The sequence below is a fragment of the Streptomyces sp. NBC_00019 genome, from assembly GCF_045041015.1.
Classification (GTDB): domain Bacteria; phylum Actinomycetota; class Actinomycetes; order Streptomycetales; family Streptomycetaceae; genus Streptomyces.
Genome location: NZ_CP108302.1, coordinates 6,828,897 through 6,846,899 on the forward strand (window position 1 = coordinate 6,828,897; position 18,003 = coordinate 6,846,899).

General features: G+C 66.5%; 13 protein-coding genes. 7 read left to right on the forward strand and 6 right to left on the reverse strand.

Annotation, left to right across the window (positions count from 1 at the left end):
• The first annotated feature begins 70 nt into the window (after window positions 1-70).
• The 6 genes from typA to OHU89_RS32405 all read left to right on the forward strand — a co-directional run bounded on the left by typA (window position 71) and on the right by OHU89_RS32405 (window position 8,861).
• Complete coding sequence (typA, locus tag OHU89_RS32380) at window positions 71-1,978, forward strand: translational GTPase TypA (RefSeq protein ID WP_266888468.1); 1,908 nt, start codon at window positions 71-73, stop codon at window positions 1,976-1,978.
• A 642-nt stretch (window positions 1,979-2,620) separates the two neighbouring features.
• Window positions 2,621-3,658 (forward strand): ABC transporter permease, encoded by a 1,038-nt coding sequence (locus OHU89_RS32385; protein WP_351689507.1) that lies wholly within the window; start codon window positions 2,621-2,623, stop codon window positions 3,656-3,658.
• 121 nt (window positions 3,659-3,779) lie between these two features.
• Window positions 3,780-5,588 (forward strand): ABC transporter substrate-binding protein, encoded by a 1,809-nt coding sequence (locus tag OHU89_RS32390; protein ID WP_405648178.1) that lies wholly within the window; start codon window positions 3,780-3,782, stop codon window positions 5,586-5,588.
• Window positions 5,589-5,675: 87 nt separating this feature from the next.
• Window positions 5,676-6,656, forward strand: a complete 981-nt coding sequence (locus OHU89_RS32395; protein ID WP_327719201.1) for an ABC transporter permease — start codon at window positions 5,676-5,678, stop codon at window positions 6,654-6,656.
• Between the two features lie 10 nt (window positions 6,657-6,666).
• Window positions 6,667-7,728, forward strand: a complete 1,062-nt coding sequence (locus OHU89_RS32400) for an ABC transporter ATP-binding protein (protein WP_405648180.1) — start codon at window positions 6,667-6,669, stop codon at window positions 7,726-7,728.
• Window positions 7,729-7,739: 11 nt separating this feature from the next.
• Complete coding sequence (locus OHU89_RS32405; RefSeq protein ID WP_405648183.1) at window positions 7,740-8,861, forward strand: ABC transporter ATP-binding protein; 1,122 nt, start codon at window positions 7,740-7,742, stop codon at window positions 8,859-8,861.
• A gap of 73 nt (window positions 8,862-8,934) precedes the next feature.
• On the opposite strand, the gene OHU89_RS32410 is transcribed toward OHU89_RS32405, so the two are convergent.
• From OHU89_RS32410 to OHU89_RS32435, 6 genes are all read right to left on the reverse strand, one after another.
• Window positions 8,935-9,675, reverse strand: a complete 741-nt coding sequence (locus tag OHU89_RS32410; protein WP_405648185.1) for a class I SAM-dependent methyltransferase — start codon at window positions 9,673-9,675, stop codon at window positions 8,935-8,937.
• 175 nt (window positions 9,676-9,850) lie between these two features.
• Window positions 9,851-10,897, reverse strand: coding sequence for an ABC transporter ATP-binding protein (locus OHU89_RS32415; protein ID WP_405648187.1), 1,047 nt, complete (start codon window positions 10,895-10,897; stop codon window positions 9,851-9,853).
• A 23-nt stretch (window positions 10,898-10,920) separates the two neighbouring features.
• Window positions 10,921-11,946, reverse strand: coding sequence for an ABC transporter ATP-binding protein (locus OHU89_RS32420; protein ID WP_267014937.1), 1,026 nt, complete (start codon window positions 11,944-11,946; stop codon window positions 10,921-10,923).
• Window positions 11,947-11,955: 9 nt separating this feature from the next.
• Window positions 11,956-12,936 (reverse strand): ABC transporter permease, encoded by a 981-nt coding sequence (locus OHU89_RS32425; RefSeq protein WP_171142985.1) that lies wholly within the window; start codon window positions 12,934-12,936, stop codon window positions 11,956-11,958.
• An 82-nt stretch (window positions 12,937-13,018) separates the two neighbouring features.
• Entirely contained in the window at window positions 13,019-14,797 is a 1,779-nt protein-coding gene (locus tag OHU89_RS32430; RefSeq protein ID WP_405648190.1) for an ABC transporter substrate-binding protein, read from the reverse strand.
• An 81-nt stretch (window positions 14,798-14,878) separates the two neighbouring features.
• Entirely contained in the window at window positions 14,879-15,907 is a 1,029-nt protein-coding gene (locus OHU89_RS32435) for an ABC transporter permease (protein WP_266888444.1), read from the reverse strand.
• Window positions 15,908-16,356: 449 nt separating this feature from the next.
• Between OHU89_RS32435 and OHU89_RS32440 the strand changes: the two genes are divergently transcribed.
• Window positions 16,357-17,997: an ABC transporter substrate-binding protein gene (locus OHU89_RS32440; RefSeq protein WP_405648193.1), complete on the forward strand. Its 1,641-nt coding sequence runs from the start codon at window positions 16,357-16,359 to the stop codon at window positions 17,995-17,997.
• Window positions 17,998-18,003 lie beyond the last annotated feature (6 nt).

Genomic DNA, 18,003 nt, shown 5'->3' on the forward strand with positions numbered 1-18,003 from the left:
CCCGGCAGGGTCCGCGTAACACCAGACGTACGCGACGCCCCTTCCTAAGACTCCGGGAGTACGCCGCAATATGGCCACGCGCCACGACATCCGCAATGTCGCCATCGTCGCCCACGTCGACCACGGCAAGACGACTCTGGTCGATGCCATGCTCAAGCAGGCCGGCGCCTTCGCCGCGCACGCTGCGGAGTCGCTCGACGACCGCATGATGGACTCGAACGACCTGGAGCGTGAGAAGGGCATCACGATCCTCGCCAAGAACACGGCGGTGAAGTACCACCCCAAGGACGGGGGGGACGTCATCACCATCAACATCATCGACACCCCCGGTCACGCCGACTTCGGCGGCGAGGTGGAGCGCGGCCTGTCGATGGTCGACGCCGTCGTGCTGCTGGTGGACGCCTCCGAGGGCCCGCTGCCGCAGACCCGCTTCGTGCTGCGCAAGGCGCTCCAGCAGCGTCTGCCCGTCATCCTGTGCATCAACAAGACCGACCGGGCGGACTCCAGGATCGACGAGGTCGTCAACGAGACCTACGACCTCTTCCTGGACCTGGAGGCCGACGAGGACCAGATCGAGTTCCCGATCGTCTACGCCTGTGCGCGTGACGGTGTCGCCTCGCTGACCAAGCCGGAGGACGGCACGGTTCCGCAGGACAGCGACAGCCTGGAGCCGTTCTTCTCCACGATCCTCTCGCACGTCCCGGCCCCGCAGTTCGACACCGAGGCCCCGCTCCAGGCGCACGTCACCAACCTGGACGCCGACAACTTCCTCGGCCGTATCGCGCTGCTGCGCGTCGAGCAGGGCGAGCTGCGCAAGGGTCAGACCGTCACGTGGATCAAGCGCGACGGCACGATGTCCAACGTGCGCATCACCGAGCTGCTGATGACCGAGGCGCTCACCCGCAAGCCGGCCGAGATGGCCGGGCCCGGTGACATCTGTGCCGTGGCCGGTATCCCGGACATCATGATCGGTGAGACCCTCGCCGACCCCGAGAACCCGATCGCGCTCCCGCTGATCACGGTCGACGAGCCGGCGATCTCCATGACCATCGGTACGAACACCTCACCGCTGGTCGGCCGCGGCGGCACCGGCAAGGGCGCCTCGGCCAAGGCCGCGGTCAAGGACCGCAAGGTCACCGCCCGTCAGGTCAAGGACCGCCTGGACCGCGAGCTGGTCGGTAACGTCTCGCTCCGCGTCCTGGACACCGAGCGTCCCGACGCCTGGGAGGTGCAGGGCCGCGGCGAGCTGGCGCTGGCCATCCTGGTCGAGCAGATGCGCCGTGAGGGCTTCGAGCTGACCATCGGCAAGCCTCAGGTGGTCACCCAGGAGATCGACGGCAAGGTCCACGAGCCGGTCGAGCGCATGACGATCGACGTCCCCGAGGAGCACATGGGCGCGGTCACGCAGCTCATGGGCGTCCGCAAGGGCCGGATGGACAACATGTCCAACCATGGTTCGGGCTGGGTCCGCCTGGAGTTCGTCGTCCCCTCCCGCGGCCTCATCGGCTTCCGGACCGAGTTCCTGACCGGCACGCGCGGCACGGGCATCGCCCACTCCATCCACGAGGGCCACGAGCCGTGGTTCGGCGTCCTGACGACCCGTAACAACGGTTCGCTGGTCGCCGACCGCGCGGGCGCCGTCACCGCCTTTGCGATGACGAACCTCCAGGAGCGCGGCGTGCTGTTCACCGACCCCGGCACCGAGGTGTACGAGGGCATGATCGTCGGCGAGAACTCCCGCGCCGACGACATGGACGTGAACATCACCAAGGAGAAGAAGCTCACCAACATGCGTTCCGCCGCGGCCGACTCGTTCGAGGCGATCGTGCCGCCGCGCAAGCTGTCGCTCGAGCAGTCGCTGGAGTTCTGCCGTGACGACGAGTGCGTCGAGGTGACTCCGGAGGCGGTTCGCATCCGCAAGGTCGTGCTCGACCAGCGTGACCGCGCCCGTACCGCGAGCCGCGCCAAGCACGGCTGACAATCGGTCGCTTGAAGCCCGGGTGCCCCCATCTTGGGGGTGCCCGGGCTTTTTGCAACTCATTTTCAGTCGGATTCCTGAGGTCGATGTCCGTAATGCGGAGATCCACGCCCGATACACATGTAACACGTCCGTTTCGCGGCCTTATCCCGCCAGACGGTTTGTCCAAATTTCGGAAGATGTACGCGCCAGCTGTGACTGAATCGAGATTTAAAGACAGTGGTCGCCGGTTGGCTCATGGCAGATAGTTAGCCGCGTAGCGCTCGGGTCAATGGGTCTCGCGCCGTGGGGACGGCGCCGACTCTCGAGCACCAGGGGGTGTCTGACCCTCCGTCAGGGGTGTCGGAGGAAAGACATGAACCCCCTCCTGTTGGTGAACACGTGGAGTCATGAGGAGGAGTCCCATGCGCGGTGTCACAAGCACCAGGTGGGTCACAGCGTCCGCAGTAGTCGGCAACTGCGCCCCGGCGCACGGCGATCGGCTCTGAAGGGCCACGCCCTTACCACTACGCGCGTCCGGCTGCGGGTTCTCCCGTGGGCCGTGCGTCGCCGCTGACGCTTCTTCATGATCCGAACCGCGATCGCGCATCTCTCGCGCCGGTCGCCGGTTCGGCACACCCACACCTGTGAAATGGGCGAACTGTGACAAGTCCTATCGACATCGAGGGCGGCGGTACGTCGGTCGTCGTCGACGGCGAGAAAGCGCCGAAGACGAAACCGGAAGAGGCCAAGCAGCTCGAGGGCCGCTCTCCGGGTCAGCTGATGTGGATCCGCTTCAAGCGCGACCGCACCGGAGTGATCTCGGCGTACGTCGTGATCTTCTTCTTCGTGGTCGGCCTCGCGGCCCCGCTGATAGCCAAGCTGTACGGCAAGGACCCGTACACGGTGTTCGCGGACGAACGGCCCGAACTCTTCGACAGCGCCGGTGTGCCGATCCAGCCCAACGGCGGCATCAGCGGCGAGTTCTGGTTCGGCCTGGAGCCCGGCAACGGCTACGACGTCTTCACCAAGCTGATCTACGGCATCCGCAACTCCCTGATGATCTCGCTGGCGGTCACCGTCGCGACGGTGCTGACCGGCATCCTCCTCGGGGTCGCGGCCGGCTATCTCGGCGGCCGGACGGACTACTGGATCAGCCGGGTCATCGACTTCCTCCTCGCCTTCCCGGCCCAGCTGTTCTTCATCGCGAGCATGCCCGTCGTGGTCTCGCTGTTCGTCAGCCCGCGCGACGAGACACCCGTGTACGTCCGGGTCGTCGCCCTCATCACGGTGCAGTGGTTCCTGGGCTGGATGAGTCTGGCGCGCATCCTGCGCGGCACCACACTCGCCCTGCGAGAACGGGAGTTCATCGAGGCCGCCAAGGTCAGCGGGGCGTCTCCGACGCGGATCATCCGCAGGGAGATCCTGCCCAACGTGGTCACGCCGATCCTGGTGCAGTCGACGTACATGCTCCCCAACTTCGTGACCGCCGAGGCCGGTCTGTCCTTCCTCGGGGTCGGAATCGTCGAGCCGACGCCGGACTGGGGACAGATGTTCTCCAAGGCGTCGACCGAACTCGTGATGCAGAACGACATCACCTACATGTTCTTCCCGGGCATCTCGATGATCATCTTCATCGTGGCGTTCAACCTGCTCGGGGACTCGGTCAGGGACGCCTTCGATCCCAAGACGGCGCGCTGACCACCGAGTTGTGGGCATCCTCGCCCGACAACGACCGGATGGCACCTCTGATGCCGGTCCGCACTTCAATTCGCACTGGTGACAGGCACACCGGTGACACAAGATGGGTGGAATCTGAGTGATGGGTAAGGGTGGACGCCGCGCGTACGCCGCGCTCTCACTGCTCGCGGCGGGGGCTCTCGTGCTCACCGGCTGCAGCGAGGGTGGCAGCAAAGGCAGTGACAACGACAAGCAGGACAAGGAGAACGCCGAGCGGCAGCAGTCCGGCATCACCTTCGGCGACGAGAAGGCCTCGACCGGCCCGGCCGCCGAGATCACCGGCGCTAAGGCGGGCGGCACGATCACGGTGCTGCAGCGCGACAGCTTCGCGCACCTCGACCCCGGACAGATCTACGTCTCGGACGAGATGGCCCTGTCGCAGCTGATACACCGCGGTCTGACCAGCTACAAGGCGACCAGCGACGACGGCGAGAAGCACGAGGTCGTCGGCGACCTGGCGACCGACAGCGGTACGACCACGGACGGCGGCAAGACCTGGAAGTTCACGCTCAAGGACGGGATCAAGTGGGCCGACGGCTCCGCGATCACCGCCAAGGACGTGCGCCAGACCTTCGAGCGGCTCTTCGCACCGTTCGTCTCCAACGGCCCGACGTTCATCCAGCAGTGGATGGCCAACACCCCGGGCGCGGAGTACCGCAAGCTTCTCCCGGACGGTCCGTACAAGGGCAAGCACCTGCCGGACAGCGTCCTTGAGACGCCCGACGACAAGACGATCGTCTTCAAGTTCGAGACGGCCAAGCCCGACCTGCCGTACGCGCTCGCCATGGCGGGCTACTCCATCGTGTCGCAGGCCAAGGACACCAAGGAGAAGTACGACAAGGCCCCGATGACCTCGGGCCCGTACAAGATCTCCGAGTTCAAGTCCGGCAAGTCGATGACGCTGGTCAAGAACACCAACTGGGACGCGAAGACCGACGCGGTCCGCCACCAGTACGCCGACCAGTTCAGCTTCGAGTTCAACAAGCAGTACGAGGACTCCACCAAGGCGATCCTCGACGACTCGGGCGCGAACGCGACCGCGATCAGCTTCAGCAACCAGGTCGACGCGGGCAACCTGACCAAGGTCCTGAACGACGCGGCGCTGAAGTCCCGCACGGTCTCCGGCTACCAGCCGTACGTGGGCCAGATGAACATCAACCTGTCCCAGCCGGAGATGCAGTCGAAGGAGGTCCGCGAGGCCATCGCCTACGCCCTGCCGATCACGCCGTTCGTGCGTGCCTTCGGCGGCACCGACGCGATGGAGGTCGCCGGCGGTCTCATCAGCCCGACCGTGACCGGCTACGACGCGAAGTTCGACCCCTTCGGCAAGAAGGCCAAGCCCGCGGGCGACCCGGCCAAGGCCAAGCAGCTCCTTGAGAAGGCCGGCAAGGTCGGTCTGAAGCTGACCTTCGGTTACATCAACACCCCTGAGGGCCAGCAGTACTCCACCGCCATGGCGGCGGGTCTGGAGAAGGCCGGCTTCGACGTCCAGCGCCAGGAGATCCCGGCCGAGACGTACTACGACCAGGTCAGCAAGGTCAAGAACAACTACGACATCTACCACACCGCGTGGGGTGCCGACTGGCCGAGCGCGTCGACCGTGATCCCGCCGCTGTACGACGGCCGCCAGATCCAGGACGGCGCGTCCAACTACTCGCACATCAACGACCCGAAGGTGAACGCCGACATCGACGCGGCCGCAGCCCTCACCGACCCGGTCAAGGCGGCCGCGGCCTGGAACAAGATCAACGAGTACATCGTGAAGGACGTCGTCTCCAACATCCCGACGGCGTACTACAAGCAGACCCAGATCGCCGGGTCCAAGATCGGCGGCCTTGTGTACGACGACGTCATCGGCGGCGTCGACCCGCGCAGGCTGTACGTGAAGTAACCCGTCCAAGCGGCGCCGGTCGCGCCCCCTCCCGTGACGGGACGCGACCGGCGACGCCAGGCCTGAAGCCCGAAAGCTGCCACTGAGATGCTGCGCTTCCTCCTCCGCCGGATCCTCGGCTCACTCGTGATCCTGGTCCTGCTGACCGTGGTCGCCTTCCTGCTCTTCTTCGGCATGCCCCGCGACCCGGCGCTGCTGATGTGCGGCAAGACGTGCACGCCCGACGCCCTGGCGAACATCCACCAGACGCTCGGACTCGACAAGTCGATCCCGGAGCAGTTCTGGATCTTCCTGTCGGGACTCGTGGCCGGTCGCGACAACTTCCCGCAAGGGCCGTGCCCCGCCCCGTGCTTCGGGTACTCGTACCACACCAACGAGGCAGTCTGGACAACCCTGTTGGACCGGCTGCCGCTCACGCTCTCCCTCGCGTTCGGCGCCACGATCATGTTCCTGTTCGTCGGTCTCGGCACCGGACTGCTCGCCGCCTGGAAGCGCGGCTCCCTCGTCGACAAGACGTTCACCGCGGGCTCCATGGCGCTCAGCTCGATGCAGATCTACTTCCTGGGCCCGCTCGCGCTCGCCATCCTCGTGTACCAGACGCACGCCTTCGACGAGCCCAAGTACACCCCCCTCACCGACAATCCGGCCGCCTGGTTCACCGGGCTGATGATCCCCTGGGTCGTCCTGTCGACGATCTTCGCCGCGCAGTACACCCGTATGGCGCGCTCCGCGATGATCGAGCAGCTCCAGGAGGAGCACGTCCGCACGGCCAAGGCCAAGGGCATGAGCGGCCGTTACGTCTTCTTCCGGTACGCCTGGCGCGGCTCCCTCATCCCCATCATCACCATCCTCGGCATCGACCTGAGTTCGCTGCTCGGCGGCGCGATCATCACCGAGTACACCTTCGGACTGCCCGGACTCGGCCGACTCGCGGTGGACTCGGTGCAGTTCAGTGATCTGCCGCTGCTGCTGGGCGTGATGCTGTTCTCGGCCGCCGTGATCCTGCTGTGCAACGTCGTCGTCGACGCCTGCTACGCCATCATCGACCCGCGCGTGCGGCTGTCCTAGGAGTTCTGTCGTGACCACTCTGACCAAGGAGGCCGGGGCGCCCGTCCCGTCCGACGCGGGCGCCTTCCTCTCGGTGCGGGACCTGCACGTCAGCTTCAGGACCGAGGACGGCATCGTCCGGGCCGTCGACGGGCTCTCCTTCGACCTGGAGCGCGGCAAGACGCTGGGCATCGTCGGTGAGTCGGGCTCCGGCAAGTCCGTGACCAACCTGACCATCCTCGGGCTGCACAACCCGAAGTTCACCACCGTCGAGGGCGAGATCCTGCTGGAGGGGCAGGAGTTGACCACCGCCCGCGAGTCCGAGCTGGAGAAGCTGCGCGGCAACAAGGTCGCCATGATCTTCCAGGACCCGCTGACCGCGCTGTCGCCGTACTACACGGTGGGCCGGCAGATCGCCGAGCCCTTCATGAAGCACACCGGTGCCTCCAAGAAGGTGGCCTGGGCGCGTGCCGTGGAGATGCTCGGCAAGGTCGGCATCCCCAACCCCAAGGAGCGGGCGAAGGACTACCCGCACCAGTTCTCCGGCGGTATGCGGCAGCGCGCGATGATCGCGATGGCGCTGGTGTGCGACCCGGACCTGCTGATCGCCGACGAGCCGACGACCGCGCTGGACGTGACGGTCCAGGCGCAGATCCTGGACCTGCTGAAGGACCTCCAGCAGGAGTTCGGTTCGGCGATCGTCTTCATCACGCACGACCTCGGTGTCATCGCCGACATGGCCGACGACATCATGGTGATGTACGCGGGCGGCGCCATCGAGCGCGGCACGACGAACGAGGTGCTGCGCTCGCCGCAACACCCCTACACCTGGGGCCTGTTGAACTCGATGCCGCGCATCGACTCCGACCTCGACGCCCCGCTCGCCCCCATCCCGGGCGCCCCGCCCTCACTGCTCAACCCGCCCTCGGGCTGCCGCTTCCACCCCCGCTGCACCTTCCAGGACCGGGTCGGCGGCACCCGCTGCGTCGACGAACGTCCCCTGCTGGCCCCGGACCGCGCCTCCGCCTGTCACCTCACGGCGGATCAGAAGCGGACCATCTTCGTCGAAGAGATCAAGCCCAGCCTGGGCTAGGAGGACCCGTCATGAAAGAGGACCTCGTCCTCCCCGCCCCACGAGGGGCCACCACCGGCTCGGCCGGAGATCCGTTGCTGGTCGTGGAGGGGCTCACCAAGCACTTCCCGGTCAAGGGCGGCTTCCCGATCCGCCGCACGGTCGGTGCCGTGCAGGCCGTCGACGGCATCGACCTGACCGTGAACGTCGGCGAGAGCTTCGGCCTGGTCGGCGAGTCGGGCTGCGGTAAGTCGACCACGGGCCGGCTCATCACGCGGCTCATGGAGCCGACGGCCGGCACGATCTCGTACCGCGGCAAGGACATCACGCACGCGTCCCGCAGGGCGCTGGCGCCGATCCGCTCCGAGATCCAGATGATCTTCCAGGACCCGTACTCCTCGCTGAACCCGAGGCAGACGGTCGGCAAGATCATCTCCGGGCCCATGGAGATCAACGAGATCGAGCCGGAGGGCGGCCGCGAGAAGCGCGTACGCGAACTGCTCGAGATCGTGGGTCTCAACCCAGAGCACTACAACCGCTTCCCGCACGAGTTCTCCGGTGGGCAGCGGCAACGGATCGGTGTGGCACGGGCGTTGGCCCTGGAGCCGAAGCTGATCGTCGCCGACGAGCCGGTGTCGGCGCTGGACGTCTCCATCCAGGCGCAGGTGGTGAACCTGCTGAAGCAGGTGCAGCAGGAGCTGGGCATCGCGTTCCTGTTCATCGCCCATGACCTCGCCGTCGTACGGCACTTCTCGCACCGTGTGGCGGTCATGTACCTCGGCAAGATCATCGAGGTCGGCGACCGCAACTCCATCTACACCCGCCCTCGCCACCCCTACACCCACGCCCTGCTGTCCGCGGTGCCCGAGGTGAACCTGTCGGACGAGGACGCGCCCAACCGTGAGCGGATCCGCCTTGCCGGCGATGTGCCGTCGCCGATCTCGCCGCCGTCCGGGTGCCGGTTCCGTACGCGGTGCTGGAAGGCGCAGGACAAGTGCGCGGCCGAGGAGCCGCCGTTGGTCCAGATCTCCGGTAACCGGGAGGGACACCTGACGGCGTGCCACTTTCCGGAGGATCCGACGATCGAGGGGCGCGAGGAGGACATCGTGCTGGATCCTGCGTTGGCTGCGCTGGAGGAGGAGTTGGGCGACTAATCGGATGCCGGGGGCTGTGGAGTGTCGGCTGCGGGCCGGTGGGGGCTGGTCGCGCAGTTCCCCGCGCCCCTGGTCACGGGGCGCTTCGCGCCACCGTGATCAATTCCGGGCTCCCCGACGTCACAGGTCCCCTGCCCCAGTCGCCGTACTGTTCCTCCACCACCAGCCCGGCCTCGGCCAGGAAGCTCTCCAGGGCGGGCTGGTCGAGGAAGCGCAGTGTGCTGGTGGTGACCTGGGGGCGGTCCCAGCGGACGCCCTCGAAGGTGGAGGTGAGTGTCACGCGGTCCCCGACCACGGGACTTGCTACCTCGTGCCACATCCACGCGACGGTGCCGTCCGCGTCGGCGGCCTCGTACACCCGGTCCGGTGTCCAGGACTCCCAGGCGCGGGCCGCCGGATTGCGGGTCTCGAAGACGAAGCGTCCGCCGTCCGCGAGGGCGGTCCGGACGGCACGCAAGCCGGCGCGCAGTTCCTCGTCGCCGACGAGGGTCTGGAAGGCGTGCCCGGTCATCGTGACGAGGTCGAACTCCCCGTACCAGGCACGTGAGCGCAGGTCTCCGAGCACCCACTCCACGCCGGGCTCCCGGCGCCGTGCCTGGACCAGCATCGCGGCGGCGGGGTCGAGCCCCGTGAGCTGCCCCGGGTGTCCGGTCCGGCGGGCCGCGGCGAGCAGGCGTCCGGTGCCGCAGCCGACGTCGAGCACGGTGGGTGCGGACATCACGAGACCGAGGTAGAAGTCGTCGCCCGGACCCCACGGGTTGAGGGAGTCGTACAGCGCGGCGAGCGAGAGATCCGCGAACGAGCGATCGACCATCGCGGCAGTCTGTCACAGGTGCCGGAGCCATATGACGGGATCCCCGTATGACGAAGGCCCGTACCTGGGGAGGTACGGGCCTTCGTTCCCCTGGAGCGGACGTTCATGGGCTCGGGTCAATGGGCCGAGAAAGTCCGTTCCGCAAAGGGCGGCGGCTGACGGAAAAGGGGTGTTGTCAGACCGCTGCCTCGGGGTCCTTGGAGAGACGAGGGGCCGGAACGGTTCCCTCCGTCTCGGGGTAGTGGCACGCGGTCAGGTGGCCGGGCTTGTTGCCCTCGACCTGGACCAGCGGGGGTGCCTCGGTCGCGCACTTCTCCGTCGCCTTCCAGCAGCGGGTCCGGAAGCGGCAGCCCGAGGGCGGGTTCAGAGGAGACGGTACATCGCCGGTGAGACGGATGCGCTCGCGGGTCGGTGTATCGTCCACCGTTGCCTCCGGCACAGCGGACAGCAGGGCCCGCGTGTAGGGGTGGCGGGGGTTGTCGTACAGGTCGTCGCGGTCCGCGATCTCGACGATCTTGCCGAGGTACATGACCGCCACGCGCTGCGAGAAGTGGCGTACGACGGCGAGGTCGTGGGCGATGAAGACGAACGCGATGCCCAGCTCCTGCTGCACCTTCTGCAGCAGGTTCACGACCTGCGCCTGGATCGAGACGTCGAGGGCCGACACCGGCTCGTCGGCGACGATCAGCTTCGGCTCCAGGGCCAGGGCACGGGCGACACCGATGCGCTGGCGCTGTCCGCCGGAGAACTCGTGCGGGAAGCGGTTGTAGTGCTCGGGGTTGAGACCGACGATCTCCAGGAGCTCACGGACCCGCTTCTCGCGGCCGCCCTCCGGGATGATGTCGTTGATCTCCATCGGGCCCGAGATGATCTTGCCGACCGTCTGGCGCGGGTTCAGCGACGCGTAGGGGTCCTGGAAGATCATCTGGATCTCGGAGCGGATCGGCGCCAGCGCCCTGCGGGACGCGTGCGTGATGTCCTTGCCCCGGTACGAGATGCTGCCGGCCGTCGGCTCCATGAGCCGGGTGATCAGCCGGCCCGTGGTCGACTTGCCGCAGCCCGACTCGCCGACCAGGCCGAGGGCCTCGCCCTCGTGCACCTGGAAGTCCAGGCCGTCGACGGCCTGCACGGCGCCGACCGTGCGGCGGATCGGGAAGCCGCCCTTGACCGGGAAGTGCTTGGTCAGACCCGAGACGTCCAGGAGGGGGGTGGTGTTGCTCATGGTGGTGAATCCCGTCTTGTACGTCAGTGGGTCCGGGCCGCGACGTGCTCGGTGAAGAGCTCGTGCTTCTGGTCCGCCGTCAGGTGGCACGCCGAGCCCCGCCCGTCGAGGACCTTCAGACCCGGCCGCTCACTGGAGCAGAGCCCGCCGGCGACCTTCTCCGCGAAGGCGCACCGGGGGTGGAAGCGGCAGCCCGACGGCGGGTTGAGCAGCGAGGGCGGCGAGCCCGGGATCGGGGAGAGCGGCACGTCGACCGGCCCGGTCAGGCTCGGCATCGAACCCAGCAGCCCCAGCGTGTAGGGGTGGTCGGGCGCGCGCAGCACCTCCTCCTTGGTGCCCCGCTCCACACAGCGCCCGCCGTACATCACCAACACGTCGTCCGCGATGTCGGCGATGACACCGAGGTCGTGCGTGATGAAGATGATGGCCGTGCCGAACTCCTGCTGGAGGTCCTTGAGGAGGTCCATGATCTGGGCCTGGACCGTCACGTCGAGAGCCGTGGTCGGCTCGTCGGCGATCAGCAGCTCCGGGTCGCAGACCAGGGCCATCGCGATCATCGCGCGCTGGCGCATACCGCCGGAGAACTGGTGCGGGTAGTCGTCCACCCGCATGTCCGGCTGCGGGATGCCGACCCGGCGCAGCATCTCGATCGACCGCGCCCGGGCCTCCTTGCGGGAGGCGCCGGTGTGCTTGCGGTACGTCTCGCCGATCTGCGCGCCGATGGTGTGGTACGGCGACAGGGAGGCCAGCGCATCCTGGAAGATCATGGACATCTTGTTGCCGCGCAGCTTCTCCAGCTCGCGCTCGGAGGCGGTGATCAGCTCCTTGCCGTCGAGCAGGATCTCGCCGTCGAGCCTGGTGTTGCGCGGGTCGTGAAGGCCCAGGATCGCCATGTTGGTGACGGACTTGCCGGAGCCCGACTCACCGACGATGCCGAGGGTCTGGCCCTTCTCCACGTCGAAGGAGAGCCCGTCGACGGCCTTGACGACACCGTCCTCGGTGGAGAAGTGGACTTTGAGGTCGCGGACGGAGAGGAAGGGGGTGCTCATGGTCTCTCCTTAAGCGAGGCGCACGCGCGGGTCGATGAGGGCGTACAGGGCATCGACGACGATGTTGAAGACGACGATCGCGCCGGCGGCGACCAGCACGACACCGAGCAGCATCGGCAGGTCGTTGGTGCTGACCGCCTTGACGGAGAGCATGCCGAGGCCCTGGAGGCTGAACGTCGACTCGGTGATGATCGCACCGCCGAGCAGCACACCGAGGTCGAGGCCGAAGATGGTGACGATCGGCCCCATCGCACCGCGCCAGGCGAAGCGGAAGAAGACCGTGCGGCGGGACATGCCCTTGGCGCGGGCCGTACGGACGTAGTCCTCGCTGAGCGCCTCCACCATCTGGGAGCGCGTCATACGGGTGTAGTTGGCCGTCCAGATCAGGGACAGCACGATCCAGGGCACCAGCAGACCCTTGGCCCAGGCCGCCGGGTCGTCCGTGAAGGGCGTGTAGCTGGCCCGGTCCAGCACCTTCCACTGGTCGACCAGCAGATAGGTGGCGAGGACGCCGACGACGTAGATCTGCATCGAGGACGCGACCAGCGAGGCGGAGCTCGCGATCTTGTCGAGGGCCTTGCCCTGCTTCACGGCGGCCAGCATGCCCGCGCCGATGCCGAAGGTCAGGTAGATGACCGAGCTGCCGAGCGACAGCGACAGGGTGGTCGGGAAGCGGTCCATGATGGTGCCGAGGACCGGCTCGCGGTTCTGGAACGAGTAGCCGAGGCAGGGCGCGTTGCAGTTGCCGAACGACGTGTAGTCGCGGCCGACGAAGATGCCCTTGAGCCAGTCCCAGTACTGCACAGGCAGTGGATCGGCGATCCCCAGGTTCTTCCGCACCAGCTCCAGAGTCTCGGGGGTGCAGGCCTTGCCGCAGGCGATGCGGGCGGGGTCGCGCGGGGCGGCGTAGAACAGGACGAACACGATGGCGCTGATGATCAGCAGGATCACCGCGGCGCCGAGAATTCGTCGGACAAGGAAGCGGAGCATGGCAGTTGGGATTTCCTGACGGATGCCGAAGGGGGGAAGGAGGCGGGGCGGCCGAGGGCCGCCCCGCCACGAGGGCCGGTCGTCAGGCCTTCACGAACGTCTTGTAGAGCAGCGTCGCGGAGAAGTTCGGGTCGAACATCGCTCCGCCGACCTTGTTGCCGTAGACGTAGTAACGGCGCTGGTACATCTCGGGGATGATCGGCGCGACTTCTTCCATGATCCGCTTGTCGAGCGCGGCCCAGGCCTCACCGGCCTTCTTCTGGTCGGTGAGGACCATGTTCTTCTGGATGGTCTCGTCGATCCAGGAGATCTTCGTCTGCGAGACGTTGTAGAGACCGTCACCGACGCTGGCACTGTCGAACAGCGGCTGGATCATCGTGTAGGCGGTCGGCCAGTCCGGGGACCAGCCGAACCACATCACGTCGTAGCTGTTGTCGAGCTTCTGGACCTGGTCGTAGTACGAGGTGGAGTCGAGCGGCTTGATGACCGGGGTGAAGCCGGCCTCCTTCAGCGCGTTCTCGATGACGACCTTGGTCTTGTTGTACGTCGGGTCCTGCGGGAAGGCGTAGACGATCTTCACGCCCTCCTTGCCGGCTTCCTTCAGCAGCTTCTTCGCGGCGGCCGGGTCGCCCTGCGGCTTCTTCAGCTTGCCGTAGATGTCGAACTTCTCGCGGCCCAGGATGTCGGGGCTGAGGACCGTGGTCGCGAAGTCGCCGGAGGACGGGCCGCCGTAGATCTGGCGGATCTGCTGGAGCGGCCAGGCCATGTTGAGGGCCTGACGGACCTTCAGGTCGGTGACGCGCTTGGTGTTGATCGCGTAGTAGTACGTGCCGGTGAGCAGGCCGTTGAAGGTGCGCTTCTTCAGCTCCGGGTCGGTGAGGACCTTCTGGATGCGCTCGGCGGGCACGCCCTTGTAGATGGAGACCGCGAAGGCGTCGCTGCCCTGGGAGGCGATGAGACGGTCCGTGGAGTCCAGGGTCTCGATGCCGAAGGTGAACTCGAAGCCGTCCGGGTAGTTGTTGCGGATGGCGTCGGTCGCCGGGTCCCAGTTCTTGTTGCGGACCAGCGTCATCGACTTGTCGGTCGTGTGGTTCTTGATCTTGTACGGACCACAGGCGGCCGGGTTCTTGTCGTACTTCTCCTTGGTGTCCAGCTTCGGGGACACCGCGGCGTACGAGTGCATCGCCATCGTGAAGTTGAAGTCGGGGCGGGCCTCGGCCAGGTTGAACGTGATGGTCCGCTTGGCCTTGTCCGTCACGATCTCCGACAGGTGCTTGCCCTTGTAGGGGCCCTCGTAGGCGTCACGCCACTTGCCGCCCTTGCCGGTCAGCGCGATCTGGACGTAGCTGGCGGACTCGATGATGTACGGGGCCCACAGGCGCTCGATGCCGTGGCGCACGTCCTCGACGGTCAGCTCGCTGCCGTCCTCCCACTTCAGACCCTCCTTCAGCGTGAAGGTCCAGGTCTTGCCCGCGTTGGACATCGTGCCGGTGTCCGTGGCCAGGTCGCCGACGAGCTTCTGCGAGCCGTCCGCGGCGACCTTGTAGCCGGTCAGGCAGCGGTGCAGGAGCAGCGCGGCGGTCGAGTTGTACGCGTAGTAGATGCGACCCGGGTCCAGGTGCGAGAAGTCGTCCGGGGCCAGACCGTGGATCGTCCCGCCCTTCTTCGCCCCGGTGATCTCCGGCGCGGGGCCGGTCGAGTCCGCCGCGGTGCCGACGGTGACCTTGGAGTACGTCTTGGCACCCTCGGTCGCGCTGCCGCCGCTGCCGCCCGCGTCGCCGCTGCTGCACGCGGACAGCAGCGTCGAGCCCGCGGCCGCGACGCTTGTGGCTATGACGAAGTTTCTGCGGGAAAGAGACATGGCTGACCCGATTTCTTGTGGATAGGGATGGTGCTTGGTGTACTCCGGCCGGGCCCCGTCGCTCGGTCGGAGTGGGGTGCCTCAGCGCTTCGTCTTGGGGTCCAGCGCGTCGCGGACCGAGTCGCCGAGCAGGTTGAAGGCGACGACGAAGATCACCATGGAGAGACCAGGGAAGAGCATGAAGGTGATGTCGTCCTGGTAGTACTTGGCGCCGAACTGGAGCATGACGCCCCAGTCGGGCGTGGGGTCGGTGAGTCCCACGCCGAGGAAGGCGAGTCCCGCCTCCGCCGTCACATAGGCGGGCAGCAGGAGCGTCGACTGGATCAGGATCGGCGTCCACAGATTGGGCAGCAGTTCCTTGAAGATGATCCGGGCCGGCGAGGCGCCGGTGACCTTGGCGGCCTCCACGAACTCCCGCTCGCGCAGGGCGAGGACCTCGCCGCGCAGCAGACGGGCGATGGAGGCCCAGCCGAAGGCGGTCATCACGGTGATGAGGCTGGTGACCGTGAGCCAGATCGGGGTGTTCTCCTCCGGCGACACGAAGATCGCCAGCACGACCGGCCAGAAGGCGATGAAGAACAGCGTCTGCGGGAAGGCCAGCAGGATGTCGATGACCCGGCCGACGAAGTAGTCGGTGCGGCCGCCCAGGTAGCCGGCGGTGATGCCGATGACGACACCGAGCAGGGTCGTCAGGAGCGTGGCCGCGGTGGCGATGAGCAGCGAGTTGCGCATGCCGTAGAGCAGGAAGGTGAGGACGTCCCGGCCGAGCTGCGGCTCGACGCCGAACCAGAAGTCACCGCTGATGCCGCCGTTGGCCTTGACCGGGAAGCCGAACTCGTTGAGGAGCCCCGGAGTGTTGATGCCGTACGTCGTGTACGGGTTCTTGCCGTAGAGCTTGGAGATCAGCGGAGCGCCGATCGCCACGACGAAGAAGAAGAGGACCACGTACCCGGATATGACGCCTGCGCGGTCCCGTTTGAAACGGCTCCAGGCGAGCCGTCCCGGCGAGCGGCTCTCGTTGCCCTTGAGAGCCGAGGACTTCACCGGTGCCGCGCTGTCTTCGTCGGTCACCTCGAGTGAAGTGACCGGGGAAGGGGTTGGGGGGGTCATGATGCTCCGTGCCCTGTGGATCAAGGACTCCGCAGGGCGGTCCCTACGGGCTACGCCGGACTTTTTCAACGCAATTCATTCAAGGTCAATAAATTCTCGGTCGACTTGGGTGGCTCTTTACTTTCTTTACCTTTCTTTGACTAATCTGTAGCTACGCGTGTAGCGTGCCGTGATCGGCCTGTGTCTTACATCGGGCCAACTGCCCCAATCGGGCAATGAGTTCGATATACGGACGCCGGAGTGTCGAAATCCGTACATAGGAGGGTCGCTATCCAACGGTTCGGCATCGGATCGTGAAGATCCATTGCGCGCTACATGGAAGATCCATTGTGTCGAAGGTCGGACCTTCCCAGGCCGTTCCCCTGAAGGGGTGAGTGCATGTGCGGGCTGCCTGTTTTATGCCGATATTGGCCGGTAACGGAACAGTGCAGTCACACAGGAGGAACTCCATGCGCGGAGCCACGCACGCCAAATGGGCCGCATGCGCGGTGGCGGTCGCCCTCGCCGCCACGGCCTGCGGGGGCGGGGACAGCGACAGCGGCGGCGGCAGTGGCGACGGCGGCGCGGTGCTGAGCTCTTCCTGGGGCGACCCGCAGAACCCGCTGGAGCCCGCCAACACCAACGAGGTGCAGGGCGGCAAGGTCCTCGACATGATCTTCCGGTCCCTGAAGAAGTACGACCCGGAGACCGGCAAGGCCGAGGACATGCTCGCCGAGAAGATCGAGACGAGCGACTCCCAGAACTTCACTGTCACCGTCAAGGACGGCTGGACCTTCAGCAACGGCGAGAAGGTCACGGCGAAGTCGTTCGTGGACGCCTGGAACTACGGGGCCGGCCTCAAGAACAACCAGAAGAACGCGTACTTCTTCAGCTACATCGACGGTTACGACAAGGTGCACCCCGAGGACGGCAGCAAGCAGACCGCCCAGACGCTCTCCGGACTGAAGGTCACCGGCACCAACACCTTCACCGTCAAGCTCAGCCAGAAGTTCTCGACCTTCCCCGACACCCTCGGCTACCCGGCCTACGCCCCGCTCCCGCAGGCGTTCTTCACCGACCACGCGGCCTGGGTGAAGAAGCCGGTCGGCAACGGCCCGTACACGATCGACTCGTACACCAAGGGCTCGCAGATGGCCCTGAAGAAGTGGGACGGCTACCCCGGTGACGACAAGGCGCAGAACGGCGGTGTGACCCTCAAGGTCTACACCGACAACAACACCGCCTACACCGACCTGATGGCCGGCAACCTCGACCTGGTCGACGACGTCCCGGCCGCCCAGCTCAAGAACGTCTCCAGCGACCTCGGCGACCGGTACATCAACACCCCGGCCGGCATCATTCAGACCCTTGCGTTCCCGTACTACGACAAGGACTGGAACAAGAGCGGGATGGACAAGGTCCGCACCGGCCTGTCCCGCGCGATCAACCGCAAGCAGATCACCGAGACGATCTTCGAGAAGACCCGCACCCCCGCCACCGACTGGACCTCCCCGGTGCTCGGCGAGGCGGGCGGCTTCCAGGACGGCCTGTGCGGTGACGCCTGCGACTACGACCCCGACGAGGCCAAGAAGCTCATCGAGGAGGGCGGCGGGCTGCCCGGCGGACAGTTCAAGATCACGTACAACGCGGACACCGGCTCCCACAAGCTGTGGGTCGACGCGGTCTGCAACTCCATCAACAACGCGCTCGACAACGACAAGGCCTGTGTCGGCAACCCGATCGGCACCTTCGCCGACTTCCGTACCCAGATCACCGACAAGAAGATGTCGGGCCCGTTCCGTGCCGGCTGGCAGATGGACTACCCGCTCATCCAGAACTTCCTGCAGCCGCTCTACTACACCAACGCCTCCTCCAACGACGGCAAGTGGTCCAACAAGGACTTCGACAAGCTCGTCGACGAGGCCAACGCCGAGACCGACACCGGCAAGGCGATCGAGACGTTCCAGAAGGCCGAGGAGGTCGTCCGGGACAACATGGCCGCCATCCCGCTCTGGTACCAGAACGGCAGCGCGGGCTACTCCGAGCGGCTGTCCAACGTGAAGCTCAACCCGTTCAGCGTCCCCGTCTACAACGAGATCAAGGTCAGCTGACCCGCC